Source organism: Lentzea sp. NPDC006480 (assembly GCF_040611995.1).
Classification (GTDB): Bacteria; Actinomycetota; Actinomycetes; order Mycobacteriales; family Pseudonocardiaceae; genus Lentzea.
Map to the genome: position 1 here is coordinate 37,249 of NZ_JBEXPJ010000026.1, position 22,221 is coordinate 59,469.

At 68.2% G+C, this 22,221-nt stretch carries 24 protein-coding genes; 8 read left to right on the plus strand and 16 right to left on the minus strand.

Translation table 11 applies throughout. The features are described from left to right. On the minus strand, positions 1–1,008 hold the full coding sequence (locus ABZX92_RS13480; protein WP_355557816.1) for a ketoacyl-ACP synthase III family protein: 1,008 nt from the start codon (positions 1,006–1,008) through the stop codon (positions 1–3). Between the two features lie 101 nt (positions 1,009–1,109). Between ABZX92_RS13480 and ABZX92_RS13485 the strand changes: the two genes are divergently transcribed. Further along, positions 1,110–1,715, plus strand: a complete 606-nt coding sequence (locus ABZX92_RS13485; RefSeq protein WP_045309290.1) for a response regulator transcription factor — start codon at positions 1,110–1,112, stop codon at positions 1,713–1,715. Between the two features lie 34 nt (positions 1,716–1,749). Here the strand turns inward: ABZX92_RS13485 and ABZX92_RS13490 are convergent, their stop codons facing one another. Genes ABZX92_RS13490 through ABZX92_RS13505 form a run of 4 tightly spaced genes read right to left on the minus strand, consistent with a single transcriptional unit; the run spans position 1,750 to position 5,339 of the window. After that, positions 1,750–2,967 carry an FAD-dependent oxidoreductase gene (locus ABZX92_RS13490; RefSeq protein ID WP_355557819.1) on the minus strand — a complete coding sequence of 406 codons (1,218 nt, stop codon included), beginning with the start codon at positions 2,965–2,967 and terminating at the stop codon, positions 1,750–1,752. A 1-nt stretch (position 2,968) separates the two neighbouring features. Further along, positions 2,969–3,748 (minus strand): SDR family NAD(P)-dependent oxidoreductase, encoded by a 780-nt coding sequence (locus ABZX92_RS13495; protein WP_355557822.1) that lies wholly within the window; start codon positions 3,746–3,748, stop codon positions 2,969–2,971. 26 nt (positions 3,749–3,774) lie between these two features. Further along, entirely contained in the window at positions 3,775–4,098 is a 324-nt protein-coding gene (locus ABZX92_RS13500; RefSeq protein WP_355557825.1) for a 2Fe-2S iron-sulfur cluster-binding protein, read from the minus strand. After that, positions 4,098–5,339, minus strand: a complete 1,242-nt coding sequence (locus tag ABZX92_RS13505) for a cytochrome P450 (protein WP_355557828.1) — start codon at positions 5,337–5,339, stop codon at positions 4,098–4,100. Before ABZX92_RS13505 ends, ABZX92_RS13500 begins: the two co-directional genes overlap by 1 nt. A 147-nt stretch (positions 5,340–5,486) precedes the next feature. Between ABZX92_RS13505 and ABZX92_RS13510 the strand changes: the two genes are divergently transcribed. Beyond that, entirely contained in the window at positions 5,487–6,608 is a 1,122-nt protein-coding gene (locus ABZX92_RS13510; RefSeq protein ID WP_355557831.1) for an epoxide hydrolase family protein, read from the plus strand. 75 nt (positions 6,609–6,683) lie between these two features. On the opposite strand, the gene ABZX92_RS13515 is transcribed toward ABZX92_RS13510, so the two are convergent. After that, positions 6,684–8,129 (minus strand): MFS transporter, encoded by a 1,446-nt coding sequence (locus tag ABZX92_RS13515; protein ID WP_355557833.1) that lies wholly within the window; start codon positions 8,127–8,129, stop codon positions 6,684–6,686. Positions 8,130–8,356: 227 nt separating this feature from the next. Here ABZX92_RS13515 and ABZX92_RS13520 point away from each other — a divergent pair, with 227 nt between their 5' ends. Further along, positions 8,357–8,812 carry a hypothetical protein gene (locus ABZX92_RS13520; protein WP_355557835.1) on the plus strand — a complete coding sequence of 152 codons (456 nt, stop codon included), beginning with the start codon at positions 8,357–8,359 and terminating at the stop codon, positions 8,810–8,812. A gap of 139 nt (positions 8,813–8,951) precedes the next feature. On the opposite strand, the gene ABZX92_RS13525 is transcribed toward ABZX92_RS13520, so the two are convergent. From ABZX92_RS13525 to ABZX92_RS13535, 3 genes are all read right to left on the minus strand, one after another. Beyond that, complete coding sequence (locus tag ABZX92_RS13525; RefSeq protein WP_355557838.1) at positions 8,952–10,367, minus strand: alpha/beta fold hydrolase; 1,416 nt, start codon at positions 10,365–10,367, stop codon at positions 8,952–8,954. 20 nt (positions 10,368–10,387) lie between these two features. Further along, on the minus strand, positions 10,388–11,410 hold the full coding sequence (locus ABZX92_RS13530; protein WP_045309264.1) for an NADP-dependent oxidoreductase: 1,023 nt from the start codon (positions 11,408–11,410) through the stop codon (positions 10,388–10,390). Positions 11,411–11,497: 87 nt separating this feature from the next. Beyond that, positions 11,498–11,950 (minus strand): nuclear transport factor 2 family protein, encoded by a 453-nt coding sequence (locus ABZX92_RS13535; RefSeq protein ID WP_355557841.1) that lies wholly within the window; start codon positions 11,948–11,950, stop codon positions 11,498–11,500. 127 nt (positions 11,951–12,077) lie between these two features. Here ABZX92_RS13535 and ABZX92_RS13540 point away from each other — a divergent pair, with 127 nt between their 5' ends. Then, positions 12,078–12,554 (plus strand): SRPBCC domain-containing protein, encoded by a 477-nt coding sequence (locus tag ABZX92_RS13540; RefSeq protein ID WP_355557844.1) that lies wholly within the window; start codon positions 12,078–12,080, stop codon positions 12,552–12,554. Positions 12,555–12,606: 52 nt separating this feature from the next. Here ABZX92_RS13540 and ABZX92_RS13545 read toward each other — a convergent pair whose 3' ends face one another. The 3 genes from ABZX92_RS13545 to ABZX92_RS13555 are packed head-to-tail and all read right to left on the minus strand — an operon-like array spanning position 12,607 to position 15,407. Next, on the minus strand, positions 12,607–12,858 hold the full coding sequence (locus ABZX92_RS13545) for an ACT domain-containing protein (protein WP_355557847.1): 252 nt from the start codon (positions 12,856–12,858) through the stop codon (positions 12,607–12,609). Between the two features lies 1 nt (position 12,859). Further along, complete coding sequence (locus tag ABZX92_RS13550) at positions 12,860–14,569, minus strand: acetolactate synthase large subunit (protein ID WP_355557850.1); 1,710 nt, start codon at positions 14,567–14,569, stop codon at positions 12,860–12,862. Positions 14,570–14,591: 22 nt separating this feature from the next. After that, positions 14,592–15,407 carry an AfsR/SARP family transcriptional regulator gene (locus tag ABZX92_RS13555; protein WP_355557852.1) on the minus strand — a complete coding sequence of 272 codons (816 nt, stop codon included), beginning with the start codon at positions 15,405–15,407 and terminating at the stop codon, positions 14,592–14,594. Between the two features lie 466 nt (positions 15,408–15,873). Here ABZX92_RS13555 and ABZX92_RS13560 point away from each other — a divergent pair, with 466 nt between their 5' ends. Continuing rightward, positions 15,874–16,878, plus strand: coding sequence for a histidine kinase (locus ABZX92_RS13560; RefSeq protein ID WP_355557855.1), 1,005 nt, complete (start codon positions 15,874–15,876; stop codon positions 16,876–16,878). A 238-nt stretch (positions 16,879–17,116) separates the two neighbouring features. On the opposite strand, the gene ABZX92_RS13565 is transcribed toward ABZX92_RS13560, so the two are convergent. The 3 genes from ABZX92_RS13565 to ABZX92_RS13575 form a co-directional block, all read right to left on the minus strand. Further along, on the minus strand, positions 17,117–17,722 hold the full coding sequence (locus ABZX92_RS13565; RefSeq protein ID WP_355557858.1) for a response regulator transcription factor: 606 nt from the start codon (positions 17,720–17,722) through the stop codon (positions 17,117–17,119). A 181-nt stretch (positions 17,723–17,903) separates the two neighbouring features. Continuing rightward, entirely contained in the window at positions 17,904–18,584 is a 681-nt protein-coding gene (locus ABZX92_RS13570) for an SDR family oxidoreductase (RefSeq protein WP_355557861.1), read from the minus strand. A 66-nt stretch (positions 18,585–18,650) separates the two neighbouring features. Beyond that, positions 18,651–19,241, minus strand: a complete 591-nt coding sequence (locus tag ABZX92_RS13575; protein ID WP_355557864.1) for a TetR/AcrR family transcriptional regulator — start codon at positions 19,239–19,241, stop codon at positions 18,651–18,653. Positions 19,242–19,330: 89 nt separating this feature from the next. Between ABZX92_RS13575 and ABZX92_RS13580 the strand changes: the two genes are divergently transcribed. The 3 genes from ABZX92_RS13580 to lipA all read left to right on the plus strand — a co-directional run bounded on the left by ABZX92_RS13580 (position 19,331) and on the right by lipA (position 21,759). Beyond that, the gene (locus tag ABZX92_RS13580) at positions 19,331–19,639 is read left to right on the plus strand and encodes a hypothetical protein (RefSeq protein WP_355557867.1); all 309 of its coding nucleotides are present in this window, start codon (positions 19,331–19,333) and stop codon (positions 19,637–19,639) included. Then, complete coding sequence (locus ABZX92_RS13585) at positions 19,636–20,526, plus strand: oxidoreductase (protein ID WP_355557869.1); 891 nt, start codon at positions 19,636–19,638, stop codon at positions 20,524–20,526. Before ABZX92_RS13580 ends, ABZX92_RS13585 begins: the two co-directional genes overlap by 4 nt. A 231-nt stretch (positions 20,527–20,757) precedes the next feature. Then, positions 20,758–21,759 (plus strand): lipoyl synthase, encoded by a 1,002-nt coding sequence (gene lipA / locus ABZX92_RS13590; RefSeq protein ID WP_355557872.1) that lies wholly within the window; start codon positions 20,758–20,760, stop codon positions 21,757–21,759. Here lipA and ABZX92_RS13595 read toward each other — a convergent pair whose 3' ends face one another. Next, complete coding sequence (locus ABZX92_RS13595) at positions 21,760–22,212, minus strand: MarR family transcriptional regulator (protein WP_355557875.1); 453 nt, start codon at positions 22,210–22,212, stop codon at positions 21,760–21,762. It lies immediately after the preceding gene. Between the last annotated feature and the right edge of the window lie 9 nt (positions 22,213–22,221).

The following is a 22,221-nucleotide window of genomic DNA, read 5'->3' on the forward strand; positions in this document are numbered from 1 at the left end:
TCAGACCATCTCCAGAACCGCGCAGCCCCAGCTGTATCCCGCGCCCACGCCGAACATCACGATCCGCTGCCCCGACCGGGCCAGGCCCTCGTCGACCAGGTGGCCGAGGCTCGCGAACTGGTCTCCCGCGCCGAGGTGACCGACCGTGCGGCTCCACTCCCACGTGGTGCGCTCCGGCTCGATTCCATACGGGCGCAGGTAGTTCACGTCCAGCCGGCGCCGGCCGAAGTGCGGCAGGATCACCCAGTCCGCGTCACCGATCTTCATGTCGGCGTCGGCGAGGGCCTCCTCGACCGCGACGGCCTGGCCCGCGTTGGCCTTGTTGATGCCGTAGGACAAGCCGTACTCGCGACTGAACGCGATCTTGGCGTCCTCGAAGTCCACCGGCATGCGGTGCGAGAACGGCGCGAGGCCCATCGGCACGTCACCGCGGTGCAACGGCTCCAAATCCGAGTCCGCATTGATAGCCAACGAAAGCAGCTTCGCGTATCCACCGCGGCGCGACAGCACGATCGCGGAAGCCCCGTCGCCGTAAGGGGTTCCGGGATCGGTGCGCCACCGGTCGATGCCGGGCAGGCAGAAGCGGTCCGCCGTGGTCAGCAACGCGTCCTTGCCCGGACGTGCGGCCAGGTAGGCCACGGCGAGGTCCATCGCGGCCAGGCCACCGTTGGACATCTGCCGGATCTCCAGTGCCAGACAGCTGTTCCGCACGGTCTCGCGCTGGATGTACGAGCCGACCGGCCACAGGTCCTGGCCCTGGTGGTAGGTGGTGGCGTGCAGGATCAGCTCGACGTCGCCTGGGCCGGAGTCCGCGGCCCGCAGCGCGTTGCGGGCCGCGCCGACCGCCATCTCGGCCGCCGACTCGTCCGGGGACACGGCGACCGACAGCACGTCCGTCCGCGCCACCAGCTTCGGCTCGCACTCCCCCGACGCGATCGCCTCCGCGACGGTCAGCGTCGCGGGCAGGCGCACCCCGTTGCCCCTGACGAAAACATCCTCTACTCGCACTGCGGTCAAGCCTCCTTCGGAGCACCGTCGACGCCCCGCCCCGACGTGGCGTGGAGCGCGACCTGAACGGTGGGAGATATGGTGTCGCGCGGAGGGGCGCGATGATCAGGGTTCTGCTCGCGGAGGACATGCACATGGTGCGCGGTGCTCTCATCGCGCTGCTCAACCTCGAACCGGACATCGAGGTGGTCGTCGAAGTCAGCTCCGGCGACAAAATAGTGCCGGCCGCCCGGCAGCACAGACCCGACGTGTGCGTGATCGACATCGATCTGCCGATCCTCGACGGGCTGACCGCCGCCACGACGATCCGCGAGACGATGCCGCAGATCAGGACGTTGATGCTGACGTCGCTCGGCCGTCCGGGCACGTTGCGCAAGGCACTGGCCGCCCGCGTGGACGGGTTCCTGCTGAAGGACGCGCCGCCCGCCGAGCTCGCCGACGCGATCCGCCGGGTCGCCGCCGGGGAACGGGTCGTGGACAGCCAGCTCGCCCTGGCCGCGTGGGACCGCGGCGAGTGCCCGCTGACCGACCGCGAGCTCGAGGTGCTGCGGCTCGCGGCCAACGGTTCCGACGCCCCTGACATCGCTGTCGCACTGTCGCTCTCGGTCGGCACGGTGCGCAACTACCTGACGACGATCATGACCAAGCTCAACGGCCGCAACAAGGTGGACGCCATCCGCATCGCCGAGGACGCCGGCTGGATCTGACCCGGCTCGGCCGGACACGGATGGCGTGCGCACTTCACGCCGCCTGCTGCTGGCTCGCCCGCAGGTCGAAGCCCGGCTGCGAGACGATCTCCGGCGTGAGCGAGGTGCCTGCCTCAAGGATCCGGCGGGCCATCAGGAAGTCGATCGGCCGGTTGCAGGCCTCAACGCCGAGCAGCCGGTCGCCGCGGAAGCAGAACACCGAGAACCTGCCCTCCGCCGGGTCGCCGACCGTGACCGTGCGGTCGTAGCCGTCCGTCAGCCCGGCGATCTGCAGTTTCACGTCGTACTGGTCGCTCCAGAACCACGGCAGCGCGGTGTACGGCTCGGCGGCGCCCAGGATGGCAGACGCCACGCTGGTGGCCTGGTCCGTGGCGTTCTGCACGGATTCCAACCGAGCCAGACCACCGGTCAGCGGGCTCGCGAACCGGGCGCAGTCGCCGACCGCGTGCACCCGCTGGTCGACGGTGCGCAGGTGCGCGTCGACCACGATGCCGTCGTCGCACGCGAGCCCGGACCGTTGCGCTATCTCCACGTTCGGGATCACCCCGGTCCCGGCGACCACCAGGTCCGCCACCAGCACCGTGCCGTCGGTCAGTTCGACGAACCCGTCCCCGACCGAGGCCACGGCGGTGCCGGTCAGCACCGTCACGCCCTCACTGCGGTGGCGGGTGGTGAGGTGCCGCGCCGTCGTCTCGGACACCGCGCGCTGCATGACCCGCGGCTGGGTCTCGACGACGGTCACCTCGTGACGCAGCTTCCGCACCACAGCGGCGAACTCCAGCCCGATGAACCCTCCGCCGATGACGACGACGTCGAGCCCGGAGCGGCCCTCCAGCTTCTGCCTGATGGCGTCCGCGTCGGCGATCGTGCGCAGGTTCAGCACGTGCTCGGCGCCGGGCACCGGCAACGGCCGCGGCCGCGCGCCGGTCGCGAACACCAGGTGGTCGTAGCTGATCGTGCGCGCGCAGCCCAGCACCACGACCCGTGCCGACCGGTCGACACCCACGACCCGTTCCCCGGTCACCAGCTGGATTCCGTGGTCGGTGTAATAGGAGTCCTGCCGCAGCACCAGCCCGGCGAGGTCGGTCTCCCCCGCCAGGTAGGCCTTCGTGAGCGGGGGCCGCTGGTACGGCGCGGCCTTCTCGTCACCGATGAGGGTGAGGGGGCCGCGGTGTCCCTGCTCTCGCAAGGACACCGCGACCTGGCAGCCCGCCTGCCCGGCCCCGACGACGACTACCGACTCCCCACGCATGTCAGTAGTTGCCCAGCCCGCCGCAGACGTTGAGCGCCTGCGCGGTGATCGAGGACGCGGTGTCCGTGGTCAGGTACGTCACGAGCCCGGCGACCTCTTCCGGGGTGCTGTACCGACCCAGCGGGATCTTGGCGTTGAACTTCTCCAGCACCTCTTCTTCCGAGATGCCCCAGTGGTTCGCGTAGCCCTGGCGGACCCGGCTCGCCATCGGCGTCTCGACGTAGCCGGGGCACACCGCGTTGACGGTGATGCCGGACTTCGCGAGCTCGATGCCGACGGCCTTGGTGAAGCCGACGACGCCGTGCTTGGACGCCGAGTAGGGCGCGGCGAACACGACACCCTGCTTGCCACCGGTGGAGGCGATGTTGATGATCCGGCCCCAGGACTGCTTGACCATCTGACCGGTGCTCAGCACCTCTTTGGTGAAGCGGAAAACACCGTTGAGGTTGGTGTTGATGACATCCAGCCAGAGGTCCTCGTCGAGCTCTGCCGTGATGCCGCCGCCACCGCGACCCGCGTTGTTCACGAGGATCTCGACGGGACCGAAGACGTCGACCGCCTTCTGCACGGCGGCACGAATGTCCTCAGTGGACGTCACGTCGGTGGCGGCGCCGTCGGCCTCGTAGCCCTCTTCGCGCAGCTGCTTCACCGTGGTGTTCACGTTCTCGGCGTTGCGGGCCACGACGAAGACCGCGTGCCCCTCCTTGCCGAGGCTGCGGGCGACCTCGAGACCGATGCCGCTCGTGGCGCCCGTGACCAGGGCGACCCGTCGCTTGCTCATGCGTCTGCTCTCCTCAGAGTTGCTTCTCAGAGCTGTTTCTCGGGGAGGTGCACGACAAGCCCGTCGAGCTCCTCGGACACGGGCAGCTGGCAGCTCAGCCGGCTGTTCTCCTTGCGCTCGCAGGCCGTGAAGTACAACAGCTCGTCCTCGACCCGGTGCATGTCGGCGAGCGGCTTGGTGTTCTCAGGGTCGACGTACACGTGGCACGTGCCGCAGGACGCCCCGCCGCCGCACTGGGCGACGATTCCCTTGACACCGTTGAGAACCGCGCCACGCATCACCGAGTCGCCGTTGGTCACGTCGATGATCGTCGAGTCGCCGTCGGCGTTGACGTAGGTGATCTTCGCCATCAGTCGGCCTCCAGGTCCCAGGTGACGGGGAGCTCCCACAGGCCGTAGATCACGGCGCCTTCCTTGCGCGGAATCTCCAGGAACGGCTTCGCGAGGCGCAGCGACGGGATGCGCTGGAAGAGCCGCGACCACACCAGCTGCATCTCCAGCCGGGCGAGGTCGGCACCGATGCAGTGGTGCAGGCCGTGGCCGAACCCGAGGTGCTTGCGGGTACCGCGGGAGAGGATCACCTTGTCCGGCTCCGGGAACACCTCGGGGTCGCGGTTCGCCGCGAGGCCCAGGCACAGGATGCCGTCGCCCTTCTTGATCGTCTTGCCCGCGATCTCGATGTCTTCCAGGGCAACGCGCGGAATCGCGGTGTCGCCGATGGTCGCGATGCGGACGAGCTCCTCGACGGCCGGCTCGATCATGCCCTCCGGGTCGTCCAGCAGCTGCTGCAGCTGGTCCGGGTTCTCCAGCAGGCACGCGGTGCCGAGCGACAGCATGCTGGCCGTCGTCTCGTGGCCGCCGTTCATCAGCAGCCGGATCATGTTGAACAGGTCGCGGCGGGTGTACTCCTCGCCGGACGCGGCGTACTCCGCCATCGCCCGCGACAGGAGGTCCTCGCCGGGTTCCTTCTCCTTCAACGTGATCAGCTTGTCGACGTAGGCGTTCACCTCGACGATCGCGGCCTGGCGCTGCTCGGGCGTCGAGTGACCGCCGAGCAGACACGTGCCGTGGTTGATGAAGAAGTCGTGCTCGTCCTGCGGGATGCCGAGCAGCTCGCAGATGACCGTCATCGGCACGGCGAGCGAGAACTCGCGGTGGAAGTCGATCGGCGGCGTCATCGCGAGGATCTTGTCGATGTACTGGTCGACGATCTCCTCGATGCGCGGCCGGAGACGCTTCACCTGGCGCGAGGTGAACGTGACCGCGGCCTTGCGGCGGGTCTTCGTGTGCTCCGGGTTGTCGTAGCCGATGAACGAGGTCTCGGTGCGGAACTCGGGCGGAGCGATGAAGTAGAACGGGAAGTTGTCGTGCTTGCGGGAAGCACTGATCCGCGGATCGGTGAGGATCTGGCGGATGGTCTCGTAACCGGTGATCGTCCAGATCCGCAGGCCAGATCCGGTCAGCGTCACCTCGGTGAGATCATCGGAGATCATCTGTTCGTACTGCTTCGGAGGCGTGAACGGACACTGCCGTTGGTAGGGAAACGTCTCCTCGGCTTCCGTGCTGCCCGGTTCGACGGCACTTGTGGTCATGACGAGTCCTCCTGGTCGACTGCCGAAAGCGTGGCAGCGACGCCTGGAGACCCGCTCAAATGTCCATTGTGGGCTCCAGGACGAGTCGAGCCGGTCCTTCTAGCGTCGGGCGCGACCGGAGTCCGCCCTGCCCCCGGAGGTGAGCAGGTGAGTCAGAAGATCGAGCCCTACACCGTGGAAGTCCCGCAGTCCGCGCTGGACGACCTGACCGACCGCTTGGCAAGAACTCGTTGGCCCGACGCGGAAACCGTCGGCGACTGGTCCCAGGGCACGCCGCTGGCGTACCTGCAGGAGCTCTGCGACCACTGGGCCGGCCACTACGACTGGCGGGTGGCGGAACGGAAGCTGAACTCCGTGCCGCAGTTCCGCACCGAGATCGACGGTGTCGGCATCCACTTCCTGCACGTCCGTTCGCCGCATCCCGGCGCGATGCCGTTGCTGATGACCCACGGCTGGCCCAGTTCCGTGGTGGAGTACCTCGACATCATCGACCTGCTGACGAATCCGGACGACCCGGCCGACGCGTTCGACGTCGTGTGTCCTTCGTTGCCAGGACACGGTTTCAGCGACCGGCCAACGGAAGCCGGCTGGACCGTGCCGCACATCGCCGCGGCGTGGGCCGAGCTCATGTCCCGGCTGGGCTACGAACGCTATGTCGCGCACGGTGGCGACTGGGGTTCGTGGGTGTCGCCGGCCGTGGCGAACGCCGATCCCGAGCACGTCGCGGGAATCCACCTCACGATGCCGCTCGCGCGCCCGCCGCAGGAGCAGGTCGAGCTCGACGAACGCGACCAGCGGGCCATGGCGCGCATGCAGAGCTTCGGCAAGAACCGCAACGGGTACGCCGCGATCCAGGCCACCCGCCCGCAGACGCTCGGCTACGGCCTGAACGACTCCCCTGCCGCGTTGCTGGCGTGGATCGTCGACCGCTTCTGGGCGTGGGCCGGGCACGACAACGACCTCGAACAGGCCGTGCCGAAGGACAAGCTGCTCGACATCGTGTCGACGTACTGGCTCACCGGTACCGGCACCTCGGCGGCGCGGTTGTTCTGGGAGAGCTTCGACTCCGAGCCGATGCCGCCGACGGACGTGCCCACGGGCGCGTCGGTGTGGCCGAACGACGCGTGGCTTCCTCGTGCGTGGGCCCGCACCCGTTTCACCGATCTGCGGTACTGGCAGGACCTGTCCCACGGCGGTCACTTCCCCGCCCTGGAACGTCCCGCGGAGCTCGCGGCCGAGCTGCGTGCGTTTCTGCGCGTGCTCGACTGAGAAACCCACCCAGATCGATCCAATGCGAAAAAGGGGAGCTTCCACCCGGAAGCTCCCCTTTTTCGTTGCCGTGCCTCAGATGTGCGCGACGACCGGCGCCGGCGCCGACTCATCCGACTCGTTCGACGCGGACCGCGCCACCTTCGGGATCGCGACCGCGGCGAGTGCCGCGACGACGAGCAGGATGGCGGTGCCCAGGAACGCGTTCGCGTATCCCGACGCCATCTCCTCGGGGACGCGCGACTCGCCACCGGTGGCGTTGGCGACCGCCACGAGCACCGCGAGACCCGCCGCGCCACCGAGCGCCTGGCCGGTCGTCAGCAGCCCGGACGCGAGGCCCTGCTGGCTAGATGGCAGAGCCGCGGTGGCGAGGTTCGCCACGGTGCCGAGCACCATGCCGACGCCGAGGCCGAACAGCAGGCTCGGGCCGAGCAGGTCGGCGACGAACGTGGCCTTGTTGTCCACGGCCAGGGCCAGCCAGCCGAGGCCGAGCACACCGACGACCAGACCGCTGATCAACGTGAACCGGCCGCCCAGCTTGCTCGTCTGCGGCGCGACCATGCCGGCGCCGAGGAAGATCGCGACCGACAGCGGCAGGTACGACAGGCCGGTCGTGAGCGGGCTGTACCCGAGCACGAACTGCATCAGCAGCGTCAGGAAGTAGAACGTGGACGCCATCGCGGCACCCACGCAGAACATCGAGACGTTCGCGGCGACGATCGTCCGGTTGCGGAACACGTTCAACGGGACGAGCGGCGCACTCGCGATCTTGGCCTGGTCGAAGAGGAAGACACCGATGCCCACCACGGCGATCGCGAACGCGACGAGGCTCACCGGGGAACCCCAGCCCTCGCGCTCGCCCTGCGCGATGCCGAACACCAGCGCGGCGATGCCGACCGTCACCGACACTGCACCGAGGATGTCGAGCTTGCGCGGCCCGGCCTGCGCGGCGGACGGCGTGATGGAGATGGCGGCGACGATGAACAGCGCGATGCCGACCGGCACGTTGATCAGCAGCACCCAGCGCCACGACAACCAGTCGGTGACGACACCTCCGGCCAGCACGCCGATCGCGCCACCACTACCGCCGGCCGCACCCCACAGGCCGAACGCCTTGGCACGCTGAGCGGGTTCGGTGAACGTGGTGCCCAGCACTGTCAGTGTCGCGGGCGACATCAGCGCCACACCGACACCTTGGAACGCACGGGCGATGATGAGCTGTGTCGCGTCCTGGGCGAAACCTCCGGCGAGGCTCGCGACGGTGAACAGCGCGATGCCGGCGAGGAAGAAACCGCGGCGGGAGAACAGGTCCGCCATGCGCCCCGCGAGGAGCAGCAGGCCGGCGGTCGGGATCAGGTAGGCGTTGATGACCCACTGCAGGCTGTTCGCGTCGAACTTCAGCGCGGACTCGATGGACGGCAGGGCCACGTTCATGATGGTGCCGTCGAGCACCACCAGAAGCTGACCCACGCAGCAGGCGAGCAGGACGAGGCCTGTTCTCCCGGGGTTGGCATTCGACATTGGGTTTGGCTCCTTCAGTTCTGCGCCGCGCGTGGGGGATGCGCGCCGGCCCTGGACAGGCAGCGTCCCACCTGGTGGTGGACCCGCACTTGAGCCGGACGTCTCAGGCGATCGAGCCCGAACAGCCGTTCTCCACCGGTTCTGAAGGCCGGTGGTCAAAGCTGCCTGCGACCGCATCGATCTGAAAAGGACTGATTCCAATGCCCCGTAATGCCAGGAAGTTAGCCGTGTTCGCCGCGTCGACCGCGCTCGCGCTCGGTGGCGTCGCCATGGCGAGCACCACAGCGGTCGGAGCAGACCAGGTGACCGACACCCAGATGCAGATCAAGACCCACCCCGTCATCGGTTCCTGGAGCGGAACCGTGCAGCACCAGGGCGGCAGCGGCTCGATCCAGCTCGGCTTCCTCTCGTCCGGGGCCCTGTGCCTGCACTCCGGCGGTGACGGCCACGGCACCGGAGTGGGCACGGGAACGTGGAAGTCCACCGGTGCCAGCACGTTCACGTTCGCCGTCCGGGAACACCTCTCCGACAACGACGGCAACCCGACGGGTTTCGTCGACGTGAGCCAGTCCGGAAAGGTCGTCGGCAACACCCTGAACAGCTCGGGCGTGTCCAAGATCTACGACGTCAACGGCAACTTCATCACCACTGCCAACGCGACGATCACCGCGACCCGCGTGTAGGACGTTCTCCGGGTTCCCGTTCCGCGGCGGCGGGGCAACACTCGCGGGACGGGAACCTCCTTGCAGCTCAACGTACTTCTAAAAGCAACTACGGGCGGACCGTCGGCTGACGGTCCGCCCGTAGGCGTGAGAAGGGCTTTCAGCGCACCGGATCGGCGGGAACGTCAGGACGCGGGTCTCCCGCGCACGTCACGTCCTCCTCCGGCAGCACGCCCTCCACCAAGTACCGGTTCACGAGCTCGTCCACGACGGCGTTGCTGTCGAAGGCGTACGTCTCGTGGCCGCCGGAGTCGGCGACCGTGATCATCCGGTGCCCCAGCCTCTTCGCCATGAGGGCACCGCCCTCGTAGCAGCTCCACGAGTCGTGGTCGTTCTGCACGACAAGCCCGGTGGGGTAACCGGATCGTGCCACCGGGACCACCGGCTCCGCGTGCTTCCACGTCGCGAAAGTGCCGACCCACGGCTGTGCGCGCATCACGCCGAAGCCGTAGGGGTACTTCTCGCGGTACTCGCGCATGTCCGCGTAGTAGAGCTCGAGGTCCGTCGGCCACTCGGTCTCCAGCGTCACGGCCTCGAGCACCGCTTCGCGCAGACCGCCCATCGTGGACCCGGGACGCCACACGCTCTGGCCGGCGAGCAGTGCCTCGGCCGCGGCCTGGTCGTCGTTCGACGTGGCCTTGCCGAGGTCGACCACGAGCCTCGCGAGGTCATCCCACTGGGCCCGATGCGGTGCCAGCACACCGATGCGCTGGTCGAGCAACGTGCGCAGCAGGGCGTTGGGCGTGAACGCGGCGAGCTTCGCGGCGATGTCCTCGACGGAGGCGATCACGGCTTCGGCCCCGACGCCGAGGCCGTAGGTGTTGCCCCGCGCACCGGTCCACGCCGCCCAGGCGTCGACGCTGCTGCGGATCGCCGGCCCCTGCGACTTGAACTGCGTGCGCCAGTCCCAGTCGGGATGCTTGCACGAGTCCAGCACGCTGCGGTCCAGGTGTTCCGGGAACAGCGTGCCGTACACCGCGCCGACCATGGTGCCGTACGCGTACCCGATGTAGTTGATCTTCTCCTCACCCAGCGACGCGCGGATGAAGTCGATGTCCCGGGCGAGGTTGCGGGTGTTCACGTGCCGGCGGAGGTTGCCGCCGGCCCGTGAACAGCCCTCTTCGCGTTCCTTCATGTCCGCTGCCAGCAACGGAAACTGCTCGTCCGGCGGCCGCGAGTCGAAGTTCGCGGTCACCGGACTGGCCTCAGCGCCGAGGAACGTGGAGTCCCCCGTTCCGCGCGGGTCGAAGCCGACGAGGTCGTACACCTCGTTCAACGGGGTGCCGCGCCTCAGCTCGACCGGCATCCGCGCGCCGAACCCGTCGTCCCCGCCCGGCCCGCCGTTGAGCGCGATCAGCACTCCGCGGCGCCGAGCCGGGTCGGCAGCCGGGATTCGGCTGAGCTTCAACCTGATCCGCGCACCGTCCGGTTCGGCGTGGTCGAGTGGCACCGACAGGACGGCGTGCTGCACCCCGTCCGCATCAGCCGCCGACCACACCGGTAACGACGTCTCCACGATGTTTCCCCCTGATTCGGTCAGGTGAGCTTCACAAGAAGGTTGCCGGAGTGCTTGCCGCGCAACAGATCGATCAGTGCCTGCGGCGCCTTGCCGAGCCCGCCTTCCACGACGGTGTGCGGGAAGACGAACTTCCCCTCCTTCAGCCACTGGCTGAAGTGCGACTGCCACGCCCAGATCTGGTCCGGCGTGTGGTAGGTCGCGAACGGACGGATCTGGATCTGCCGCACGATCGAGTGCATGATGTCGAGCCGCGGGAACGCGCCGTCGCCGTTGCCGACCTGCCCGGAAAGCGCGCCGCACAACGCGAACCGCGCGTCCTGCGCCGCCGCCTGGATGGCCGCCTCGAACGTCTCGCCGCCGACGACGTCGAAGAAGACGTCGATGCCCTCGGGTGCCAGCTTGCGCAGCTGGTCGACGATCGGGCCCTTCTTGTAGTTGAAGGCCGCGTCGAAGCCGAGTTCGTTCACCAGGTAGTCGATCTTCTTCTGGCTGCCCGCGGAACCGATGACGGTCTTGGCGCCCATGCACTTCGCGATCTGCCCGGCGAGCGAGCCGACGCCACCGGCGGCACCGGAGACGAACACCGTGTCGCCTTCCTTCACCTGCGCGATGTCCACGATGCCGTGGTAGGCGGTGGGGCCCTGGGTCAGGTAGTGCTGGGGCGTCGGGAACATCGTCGGGTCGAGCTTCCAGAACGACTGCGCGGGACCGACGGCGTACTCGTTCCAGCCGTTCATGCCCTCGACGTCGTCGCCGACCTTCAGGTCCGGACTGTTGGACTTGACGACCTTGCCGACCGCGAAGCCCCACAGGGGCTCGCCGACCTTGTACGTCGGCATCGGCAGGTCCGCGTCTTCCCTCATCAGGTCCTGCATCACCGCGGTGACCTGCAGGTAGTCGTAGCGCACCACGACCTCGCCGTCACCCGGTTCCCGCACGGGGGCCTTGACGACGTCGAAATTGGCCTTGGTAACGACATCCGTCACGTGGGCGGCGAGTCGCACTTCCCGGGCCTTGGCGGGAATCGCCTCGGTAGCCATGCGGAGGACCTCCGTTTATCGGAATCGGTTTGGCTCCAGCCTCGGACACCGCGCTAGAGCCGCCCTCAAGCCGCTCGTCGCCGGAGGTCAGGAGGCCTGGGCGACCTGCTTGGCCTGGCCGTCGCGGTGGATCGTGCGCGACCGGGTGAGCAGCTTGCCGTCCACCCGGACGAGCACGTCCTCGATGAAGAACGTCGGCTCGAACGTCACGGCGCCCTCGGCGTCCGTGCGGGTGACGAGCGAGCAGTACGTGACGTTGAGGGTGTTCTCGTCGACCTCGTCGACCAGGTAGTGGTCGTTCCAGTGCCGCACGGCGACACCGGCGTAGCGCGGCAGCGCGTGCTTGGCGCCGGCGATCATCGCCGCCCGCCCCTCGATCTTCTCGCCGCGGTGCGCGTGGTCGGTCACGCCGTCCTCGGTGAAGGTGTTCGCGTAGCCCTCGACGTCCAGTGCGTCGAGCAGCCGCATCTGCCGGGCGTAGAACGTCAGGACCTCGATGTAGACGGACACGGCGATGACTCCCATTCCGTTGGCGGGCAACGACTCGACGATGCACGTTCGTTCTCGAAAACACCTCGATCCCCGCTTCCACCCCGGTTCGACCTCACGTCGAGACCGGGTCGGCACGCTCGGCGGCACCGGTCGTGCACGCGTACAAGGAGGTCTCATGTCCGAGGAAGTTCCCGACGTCAGCAAGTCGGTCACGGTGCACGCCCCGATCGAGCAGGCGTTCGCGATCTTCGCGGAGAAGCCGCTCGAGTGGTGGCCGCCGACGCACGTGTTCGTGAAGGACCGGCAGTCGATCACCATCGAGCCCGAGGTCGGCGGCCGCTACTACGAGACGGGCGCGGACGGCGAGGAGATCGCCTGGGGCACCATCACCGAATGGAACCCGCCGAAGCGCCTGGTGATGACGTGGCGGGTCGGCCCGGGCTGGCGGCCCATCTTCGACGACGTGAAGGCGAGCTTCATCGAGGTCGACTTCGTGGCCGTCGACGAGAACACCACCGAGGTGAGGCTGACGCACGCGCAGTTGCACCGGCACGGTGAGATCGCCGGGCAGATCCACTCCGCTCTGGACGGTCCCAGCCCCGGCGAGACGCTGGAGCAGTTCGCGGACGTGGTGCGCAAGCACGCTGCCTGAGCAACGCTTTCAGGGCCGCCTCTCGATGAGGGGCGGCCCTGTTGCGTTGCGGTCAGGCAGCCGCTGACGTGACCTCGATCGCCATCTCCACGTCGTACAGCCGGCTCAGCTGCTTCACAAGCTGCGTCACCGGGCGGTCCGGCGGCAGCGCCAGCACGACGTCGAGCCGGGACACCCCGGCGCGTTCGGTCGGGTCGAGGCTCAGCGACTCGACGACGACGCCCCTGCTGGCGAACAGCACGACGACCCGGGCGAGCGCGCCGGGGTCGTTGCGCAGTGACAGCGACAGCGAATGTCTGTTCATCTCATTCCTCGTCGAAGAGGGGACGGATTCCCCGTGCGGCCATGATCTCGTCGTTCCCGGTTCCCGCGGCCACCATCGGCCAGACCTGGGCGTCCTGCCCGACCACGAAGTCGACCACCACCGGGCGGTCGCGCACCGCCATCGCCTCGGTGATCACACCGTCCACATCGGACCGGTCGGAGCACCGGAAGCCGGCGCAGCCCAGAGCTTCCGCGAGCTTCACGAAGTCCGGCACGCGGTTGTGCGTGTGCAGCCGCGTGTTGGAGTAACGCCCTCCGTAGAACAGGGTCTGCCACTGCCGGACCATGCCGAGGTTGCCGTTGTTGATGATCGCGACCTTGATCGGGATGCCCTCGATGGCACAGGTCACGAGCTCCTGGTTGGTCATCTGGAAGCAGCCGTCGCCGTCGATCGCCCAGACCGTGCGGTCCGGCGCCCCGACCTGCGCGCCCATCGCGGCCGGCACCGCGAACCCCATCGTGCCGAGGCCGCCGGAGTTGATGAACGAGCCGGGCCGCTCGTACTTCACGTACTGCGCGGCCCACATCTGGTGCTGGCCGACGCCCGAGGTGTAGATCGCCTCCGGGCCGGCGAGCGTGCTCAGCCGTTCGATCACGTACTGCGGGGCGAGCGCGCCGTCGGCGGGCCAGTCGTAGCCGAGCGGGTAGGTCGTGCGCAGCCCGTTGAGGTAGTCCCACCACGGGGTGAGGTCGGGGATCGTGGTGACCACCGCGTTGAGTGCGGTGATCACGTCGTGGCAGTCGCCGACGATCGGCACGTCGGCGAGGCGGTTCTTGGAGATCTCCGCCGGGTCGATGTCCGCGTGCACCACCGCGGCGTCCGGCGCGAAGTGGGGCAGCGAGCCCGTCACCCGGTCGTCGAACCGGGTCCCCAGTGCGATCAGCAGGTCGGCCCGCTGCAACGCGGCGACGGCGGGCACCGTGCCGTGCATGCCGGGCATCCCCAGGTGCTGCGGGTGCGAGTCGGGGAACGCGCCGCGGGCCATCAGCGTGGTGACGACCGGGATCCCGGTGCGGGTGGCCAGTTTCAGCAGCGCGTGCGCCGCGTCGGAGCGGATCACCCCGCCGCCGACGTAGAACACCGGCCGGCGCGAGGTCGCGACCAGCTGGGCGGCCTTGCGGACCTGAACCGGTGACACGACGGGATGAGGGCTGCGGTTCCCCGGAGCCGCCGGCACGTACCTCACCGGTGCGGACTGCACGTCCTTGGGCAGGTCCACCAGCACCGGGCCCGGCCGGCCCTCGGCGGCGATCGCGAACGCCTCGGTGATCGCGGCCGGGATGTCCGCGGGATCGGTCACCTGGAAGCTGTGCTTGGTGATCGGCAGGGTGATGCTGCGGATGTCCGCCTCCTGGAAGGCGTCGGTGCCGATCACCGAGCGGGCGACCTGTCCGGTCACCGCGACGATCGGCACCGAGTCCATGTAGGCGTCCGCGAGCGGCGTGACCAGGTTGGTGGCCCCCGGTCCGGACGTCGCCATGCAGACGCCCACCCGCCCGGTCGCCGACGCGTACCCCTGCGCGGCGTGCCCGGCGCCCTGCTCGTGCCGCACCAGCACGTGCCGGATCTTCACCGAGTCCAGCAACGGGTCGTAGGCGGGCAGGATCGCCCCGCCGGGCATCCCGAAGATCACCTCGCAGCCGACGTCCTCGAGCGCTTTGATCAACGCACCTGCGCCTGTGGTATCCACGATGTGAGCTCCCGGAAGGGGTTCAGCCTGCGAGCTGGCGCTCCAGCTGGCGAGGGGACAACGGCTCGTCGAGGGACGGCTCGGAGCTCAGGATCGCCCGCTGCAGCTGACGCAGCCTCTCGGATGGCTCAAGCCCCAGTTCCTCGATCAGCGTGTCCCGCAGCGACTGGTACGCCTCCAGCGACTTCCACTGCCGGCCCGCCCGGTAGAGCGCGAGCATGTACTGCGCGCACAGGTTCTCGTGCATCGGGTGCTGCGCGGTGAGCACCGACAGTTCGCTGAGCAGCGACTGGTGCTTGCCCAGGCGCAGGTCCGCCTCGATGCGCGTCTCCAGGACGCCGAGCCGGCTCTCCTGCAACCGGGTGACCTCCATGCTGAGCCGCACACCGATCTGCACGTCGACCAGCACCGGCCCGCGCCACACCTCGGCGGCCGAGCGGAGCAGGCGCGAGGCGGACTCGAGGTCGTTGACCTCGTACGCGCGCTGACCCGCGGTCGCGAGCCGCTCGTAGCTGCGCACGTCGACGCTCTCCGGCGGCACGTCCAGCAGGTAGCCCCCGTACCTGGTGACGAGCACCTTCTTCGCGACACCGGGACCGTCGTCGGGCATGGCCGTGGCGATGCGGCGGCGCACCTGCAGCACGTATGTCTGCAACGTCGTGAGCGCGCTTCTCGGCGGTGTCATCCCCCAGAGTTCTTCGATGAGCGTCGGCACGGTCACGACGTGTCCGGCGTGCAGTCCCAACAGTGACAGCACCTGACGCGGCTTGACCGCGCTCGGCGCGATCGAGACACCGTTCTCGCGTACCTCCAGCGGGCCCAGAACCTTGATCTCCATTGGATCCTCCCCTGATCGACGGCGGTCCTACTTGGTTGTGCCATCAAGTTCACCTGAGCCGGGCTATCGAACGCCACGTATCCCGCCACGAGTGCGGGATGGCCATCTACTACGGCGGGCATGAGATATTCACAGGTCCAAACGAACCCAAACCAATTCGTCCGGTAATCAGGCGAACACGCTGGGTGAGAGTTCCGGAAAATACTCGTCCTTCCGTGTGAAATTGCCTCGGCCAGCGCCTTCAAGGTGTGGTTCTGCACCGATACAGTTGCCGACGCGGGCATGCTTCGGCTGTCTACCATTCGACCATGGGCGCGCCGGTATGCCGATGTCGGGGAGAGGCACGCCCATTGGGGGAAAGTTGAATGCCGCACACGCAATACCCAGATACCGCGCGGTCATCATCGCGGTCTTCGCCGGGGTCTGCCTGAGCGACCTCGGCCGCCTCATGTTACTGACGCGTGACGTGGCCGAATTGGTGGTGCCGGCCATTGATTTGGCGCTGCTGCTCGCACTGCAGCTGACTTATTTCCGGGAACTGGGCACGACCACGAGGCACCTCACCCTGGCCGCCCAGGTGCTTCTCCTGCTGGCCCCGCTCACCCTGGGTTTCGCCTGGGCCGGAGTGGCCGGCCTGGTCGCCGGCAACGCACTGCTCGTCCTGCGCCCGTCGGCAGGCTGGCTTGTTTTCGCCTTGACGGTGCTGGTCACCGGCCTGTCCAACGGGGCATCACCGGGTGAGGCGGCGGTGGCGGCTGGCGCGACCGGCCTGCTCCTGGCCTACCTCGGCACACCCCGCGGGCCTTTTCCGGACACACCCGACGCATCCGACGCATCCGACGCGCCTGACGTACCGGTCGCCGCGAGCAAGATCCACACCGCGGTCGCCGCCGAGCGCATGCGCGTCGCCCGCGACCTGCACGACCTGCTCGGCTACAGCCTCAGCGCCATCAAGCTCAAGAGCGAGCTCGCGCACCGGATCGTCGGCGAACAGCCGGAGACCGCGAAGCAGCAGCTCAGCGAAATCCTGAACATCACCGACCACGCCCTGGCCGACGTGCGCTCACTCGCCCGCGCCTACCGCCCGCTCTCCCTCGCCGACACGTCCGACTCGGCGAAGGCGATGCTGGCCGCGTCGAACATCGACGTCCGCGTCGAACTCGACCACGACCCGCTGCCGGAACCGGTGGAGTCCGTGCTCGCCGCTGTCCTGTGCGAGGCCGTGACCAACATATTGCGCCACAGCGACGCCCGCAGTTGCACGATCGGCGTGCGCCAGCACAACAGCACCATCCTGCTCGACGTCATCAACGACGGCGCCCGCGCCCGCCCCGCCTCAGCCGACTGCAACGGCGTCCGCAACCAGGCCGAGCGCGTCAAGGCGGCAGGTGGCACGTTCAGCGCCCGCCACGTCGACGACGGCACGTTCCACGTGCACGCCACGATCCCGGCACCGTCCCCGCGCTCCTGACCGCACACCCGCCTCAGACAGCCGCACACCGCCAACGCCACCCCGCAACACCAATATATCGGCCGCAATATATTAGTTCGCCGACCTGACATAACAACGCGCGCCGGCGCACCCACCCTCAAACCGATCTTGCCAAACCCCAGCTGACCTGCACCGTAGCAATGACTCTTTTGACGACGTCGTCAAAAGACCTGTTGCAAAGGTCAACAATGACGGGCGCGAGGAGCGGGACGGCGGCCTAGAACCAGCCGGACTTGCGGGCGATGCGGACGGCGTCGACCCTGTTGCGCGCGTCGAGCTTGGCCGTCGCGGAGGTGAGGTAGTTGCGCACCGTGCCGACCGAGAGGAACAGGGTCGTGGCGATCTCCATGGCGTCGGCGCCGTCGGAGGCCAGCCGCAGCACCTCCAGCTCGCGAGGAGTGAGCGGGCACTCGTCGGTGTCCCAGGCGGAGAGCGCCAGCTGCGAGTCGATCACCCGGCGGCCGACCGAGACGCCGCGGATCGCGTCCGCGAGCTCGCCGACCGGAGCGTCCTTGAGAATGAAGCCGTTGACGCGGGCGTTGAGCGCGCGGCGCAGGGTGCCCGGCCGGCCGAGGCTCGTGAGAATGAGCGTGCGGGTCTCCGGAGCGGTTTCGTTGATCACGGTCGCCGCGGAAAGTCCGTCCATGCCGGGGAGGTCGATGTCGAGGACCGCGACGTCCGGTTTGTTCTTGGCGACCGCCGCGATGATTTCGTCACCGTTCGCGATGGACGCGACGACCTCAATGTCCGGTTCGAGATCCAACAAAGCCACCAACGCGCCGCGCACCATTTGCACGTCCTCGGCGAGTAGTACTCTGATCATCTCGGCCCCCCGCTAATCCCCCAGCCAGTATTTCGAGTTTTACACTGGGCGACCAAGCAGGACAAGGATTTGAGCCTGCCGCGCATTACGTTACTCCGAATGCGCTATGAGCAATTAACATGACCAATCAAGCGCTTACGCCGCGTCACCGGCCCTCTACGCATAGGGATATGTGGGAGCGCTACCGGGTCTCGCCCCACCTCTCCAGCAATTCGAGACCGCCGTCGACCGTAATCACCTGTCCCTGGATCCACCCGGCTTCATCCGTGCAGAGAAGTGCAACCGCGTCACCGATGTCCTGAGGCAGCGTGACCCGGCCGGACGGGCTCTTCACGGTGAGCCGGTCGACCAGTTCCGGGTCGATGTTCATCGGGCCGTTGTCGACCACGGTGGTGACGACGGCGTTGACCGCTACCCGGTACCAGGCCATCTCGAGCGCCAGCGTCCGGATCACGCCGTGCACCGGCGTCACCGTGTAACCGGCGATGACCACCCGCCCACCGTCCACGAAGGCCTTGGCCAGGGGCTCCACGATGTTGAGCAACGGCGTGAGGTCCGGCGACACGGCGTGGTGCACGAACACGTCCAGCCTGCCGCGCTGTTCCTTGATCTGGTCGAACAGCAACCGCACCGAGTGCTCGTCGTGGATGTCCAACTGCGTGACGGCCACCGAGCCGGGCCTGCCCGCGAGCACCGTCTTCGCCCGCTCGATGTCGACGTCGTCGTCGGAAGTCGTAAGGATGACATGGGCGCCGCTGTCGCAGAGCTTGCTCGCGATGGCGAGCCCGAGCCCGTGCGTTCCCGACGTGACCAGAGCGATCTTTCCGTCGAGTCCCAGGCGCGTGTTGAGCGGTTCGATCATGATGCTGACCACCTCGTTGTCCGCGTGGTGATCGACGTTGCGCCCGGTCGCTAGGGAGGAACTCGACTACTTCTTGCGCAAACCCTCCAGGACGCGCAGGATCGCGCGTTCGACCTCACGCCCGGTGCGCTTCGGGTCGGACGAACTGGCGATCGTGCTGGCCCCCGCGGACAGCGCCCCGAACAGCAACCGGGCCATGATCTCCACGGGCGCCTCCTCGATCTCTCCCGCGTCCACGAGCAACTGCACGGCCGTGCGCAGCAGACCGAAGCTGAAGTGCTCCTCCGCCTCGCGCCAGCGTTCCCAGCCCATCACCACCGGTGCTTCGTGGACGATGATCCGCTGGTACTCCGGCTCCAGGCACCTGCGGACGTAGGCGCGCAGCCCAGCCACCGCCGTCTCCCACGCGTCGCCCTCCGCCGTGACGACCGCGGTCAGCGACTCGATCGACCGGGTCTCCACCTGCGCGAAAGCCGCCTCGAACAACGCCTGCTTACCGCTGAAGTGGTGGTAGAGCGCGCCTTTCGTCACGCGGGCGCGTTTGACGACCTCGTCGAGCGAGGTCCCTGCGTATCCGCGCTTGGTGAACAGGTCGATGGCGCTGTCGACGAGCGCCTGCCTGGTCGACTCCGAGTACTCGGCCCGCCGTGTTCGCACGGTCGAAACGTATCTCACATACCGCCGGTACGTACCGGTGGTATGGTCATGTCATACCGAGAGTATGCGAGAGACCGGGGGTATGAGATATGGGCTGGGCAGACCACTACCGCCGCCGCGACGCGCTCGACGCCGTTCTGCGCGACGCCCGCCGCGACCCGTCCGCACCGCTGATCGTGGATCCGGACGTCTTCTCGTCGCTGCACGAACTGCTGCTGGCGCTCGACCACCGCTGGCAGAACAAGCTGACCGCGCGCATGGAGGCCGCCGCGCTGGACGGCCCGGTCGACGAGCACCTCGTGACCGCCGAGCTGGCCGCGGCCGAGCCCGTGTTGCGAGCGGTACTGGACACACACCTTTCGCTCGACAGTTACCGGGCGGTAGGAATGTCCCCATGAGCCGTTGGACCGAAGCCGACATCCCCGACCAGACCGGCCGCACCGTCCTGGTGACGGGGGCGAACTCCGGTCTCGGCCTGCGCACCGCCCAGGTGCTCGCGGGCAGGGGTGCCCACGTGATCATGGGTTGTCGCTCGGTCCAGCGAGGTCAGGCCGCGCGGCAGTCGGTCGTCGGTTCGGCCGAGGTCCTCGAACTGGATCTCGCCGACCTGAGCTCGGTGCGTTCGGCAGCGGAACAGGTCAAGTCGCTCGACGTCCTGGTCAACAACGCGGGCATCATGGCCGTCCCGTACGGCAAAACCGTTGACGGCTTCGAGCGCCAGTTCGGCACCAACCACCTGGGTCACGCCGCTCTGACGTGGCTGCTGCTGCCCGCCTTGAGGCAACGCCCAGGCGCACGCGTCGTCACGGTCGCCTCTCTCGCGCACCAGTACGGCCGCATGGACTTCGACGACCCGAACTGGGAGCGTCGCCCGTACGGCTACCGCAGCTCCTACGGGATGTCGAAACTCGCCAACATCTTGTTCGCACGCGAGCTGGACCGGCGCGCATCGGACGTGACGTCCATCGCCGCACATCCGGGCGTGACAGCCACCGACCTGACCAACAACATGGCAAGCGCACACAACTCGTTGCTCCTGCGCCTCGGCGGCCGGATCAGCCACCTGTTCTCGCAGTCCGTCGAGATGGGAGCGCTGCCGCAGCTCTACGCCGCGACGTCGCCCGACGCGCGCGGCGGCCAGTACTACGGCCCGGACAGCTTCAACGGCATGCGCGGCTACCCGGCCGTCGCACGGATGACCGCCGCCGCCCGTGACGACCTCGCCGCGAACCGCCTCTGGGAGCTCACGATCAAGCTCACTGGGATCACTCCCGACCTGCCGTGAATGGGCCGACGCCCTCACCGAGGGGGAGTTGGGGAAGGCGCCGGCCGGCCCGGTCGTCACCTCCGGGCAAGGAGCCATCTTCGTTCGCCGGGGATGTTCATGTTCGACGCAACGTCCGTGAAGAACAGATCGTGAACAACGAATGCTCGACCGAGAGCCCGTTTCTGGCACTTATCCTCGGCGAGACGTGCGTGACGCCGGACACGCGAGGCCGCAGCGTAGGGTGAGGTCGTGACTGTGGTACCTGAGGGTCGGAAGCTGCTGCGGCTCGAGGTCCGCAACAGCCAGACGCCGATCGAGAAGAAGCCCTCGTGGATCAAGACGCGGGCGAAGATGGGCCCCGAGTACCGGGAGCTCAAGGGTCTGGTCAAGCGCGAGGGCCTCCACACGGTCTGCGAAGAGGCCGGCTGTCCCAACATCTACGAGTGCTGGGAAGACCGCGAGGCCACGTTCCTGATCGGCGGCGAGCAGTGCACCAGGCGCTGCGACTTCTGCCAGATCGACACGGGCAAGCCCGCCGACCTCGACCGCGACGAGCCCCGCCGCGTCGCCGAGTCGGTCCAGGCGATGGGCCTGCGCTACTCCACCGTCACCGGCGTCGCGCGCGACGACCTGGAAGACGGCGGCGCGTGGCTGTACGCCGAGACCGTCCGCCAGATCCACGAGATGAACCCCGGCACGGGCGTCGAGCTGCTGATCCCGGACTTCAACGCGGTCCCCGAACAGCTCAACGAGGTCTTCGAGTCCCGCCCCGAGGTGCTCGCGCACAACCTGGAGACCGTCCCGCGGATCTTCAAGCGCATCCGCCCGGCGTTCACCTACGAGCGCTCCCTCGAGGTCATCACCAAGGCCCGCGAGTTCGGCCTGGTGACCAAGTCGAACCTGATCCTCGGCATGGGCGAGACCCCCGACGAGGTCACCGAGGCGCTCGCCGACCTCTACGACGCGGGCTGCGACATCATCACGATCACGCAGTACCTGCGCCCGTCGCCGCGGCACCACCCGGTCGAGCGCTGGGTGAAGCCCGAGGAGTTCGTCGTGCACAAGGAGACGGCCGAGAAGATCGGCTTCCTCGGCGTCATGGCGGGCCCGCTGGTCCGCTCCTCCTACCGCGCCGGCCGCCTCTACGCACAGGCGAAGCAGGCTCGCGGTGAGGAACTGCCGGAGAACCTCCAGCACCTGCTCACGGTCTCCGCGTCGCAGGAGATCACCAGCCTGCTCGCGCCGCGCTAGTCACGCGTCGGCGACCCGCACCAGCAGTTCCGCCGCCAGCCCCAGCAGCTGGCGTTCGGTCGGTGTGAGAGCGCGTTCGAGTGCGCCGGACAGCCAGCGTTCCCGGCTGCCGGTGTACTCGCGCAGCACTTCCACACCGGCGGGCGTGATGGTGATCAACTGCCGCCGCCCGTCCCGCGGGTCCGGGTTGCGGGTGACGAGTCCTCGTTCGGTGAGGCCGGCGAGGATCCTGGTCAGCGACTGCGGCTGGATGCGTTCGGCGTCGGCCAGCTCCTTCGGGGTGTGGGTGCCGGCGCGCAGCAGCCTGCTCAGCACGGCCAGCACCGCCGGGCCGGGACTGTCGCTGTCGGACTCGGACCGCATCCGCCAGTTCAGCCGTCCGACGCCTTCCCGGACGACCCGGGCGAGGTGCGCCAGGTCGGCGTCGGACTGTACGGGTGCTGCGTCGGCCATGGCGTCACA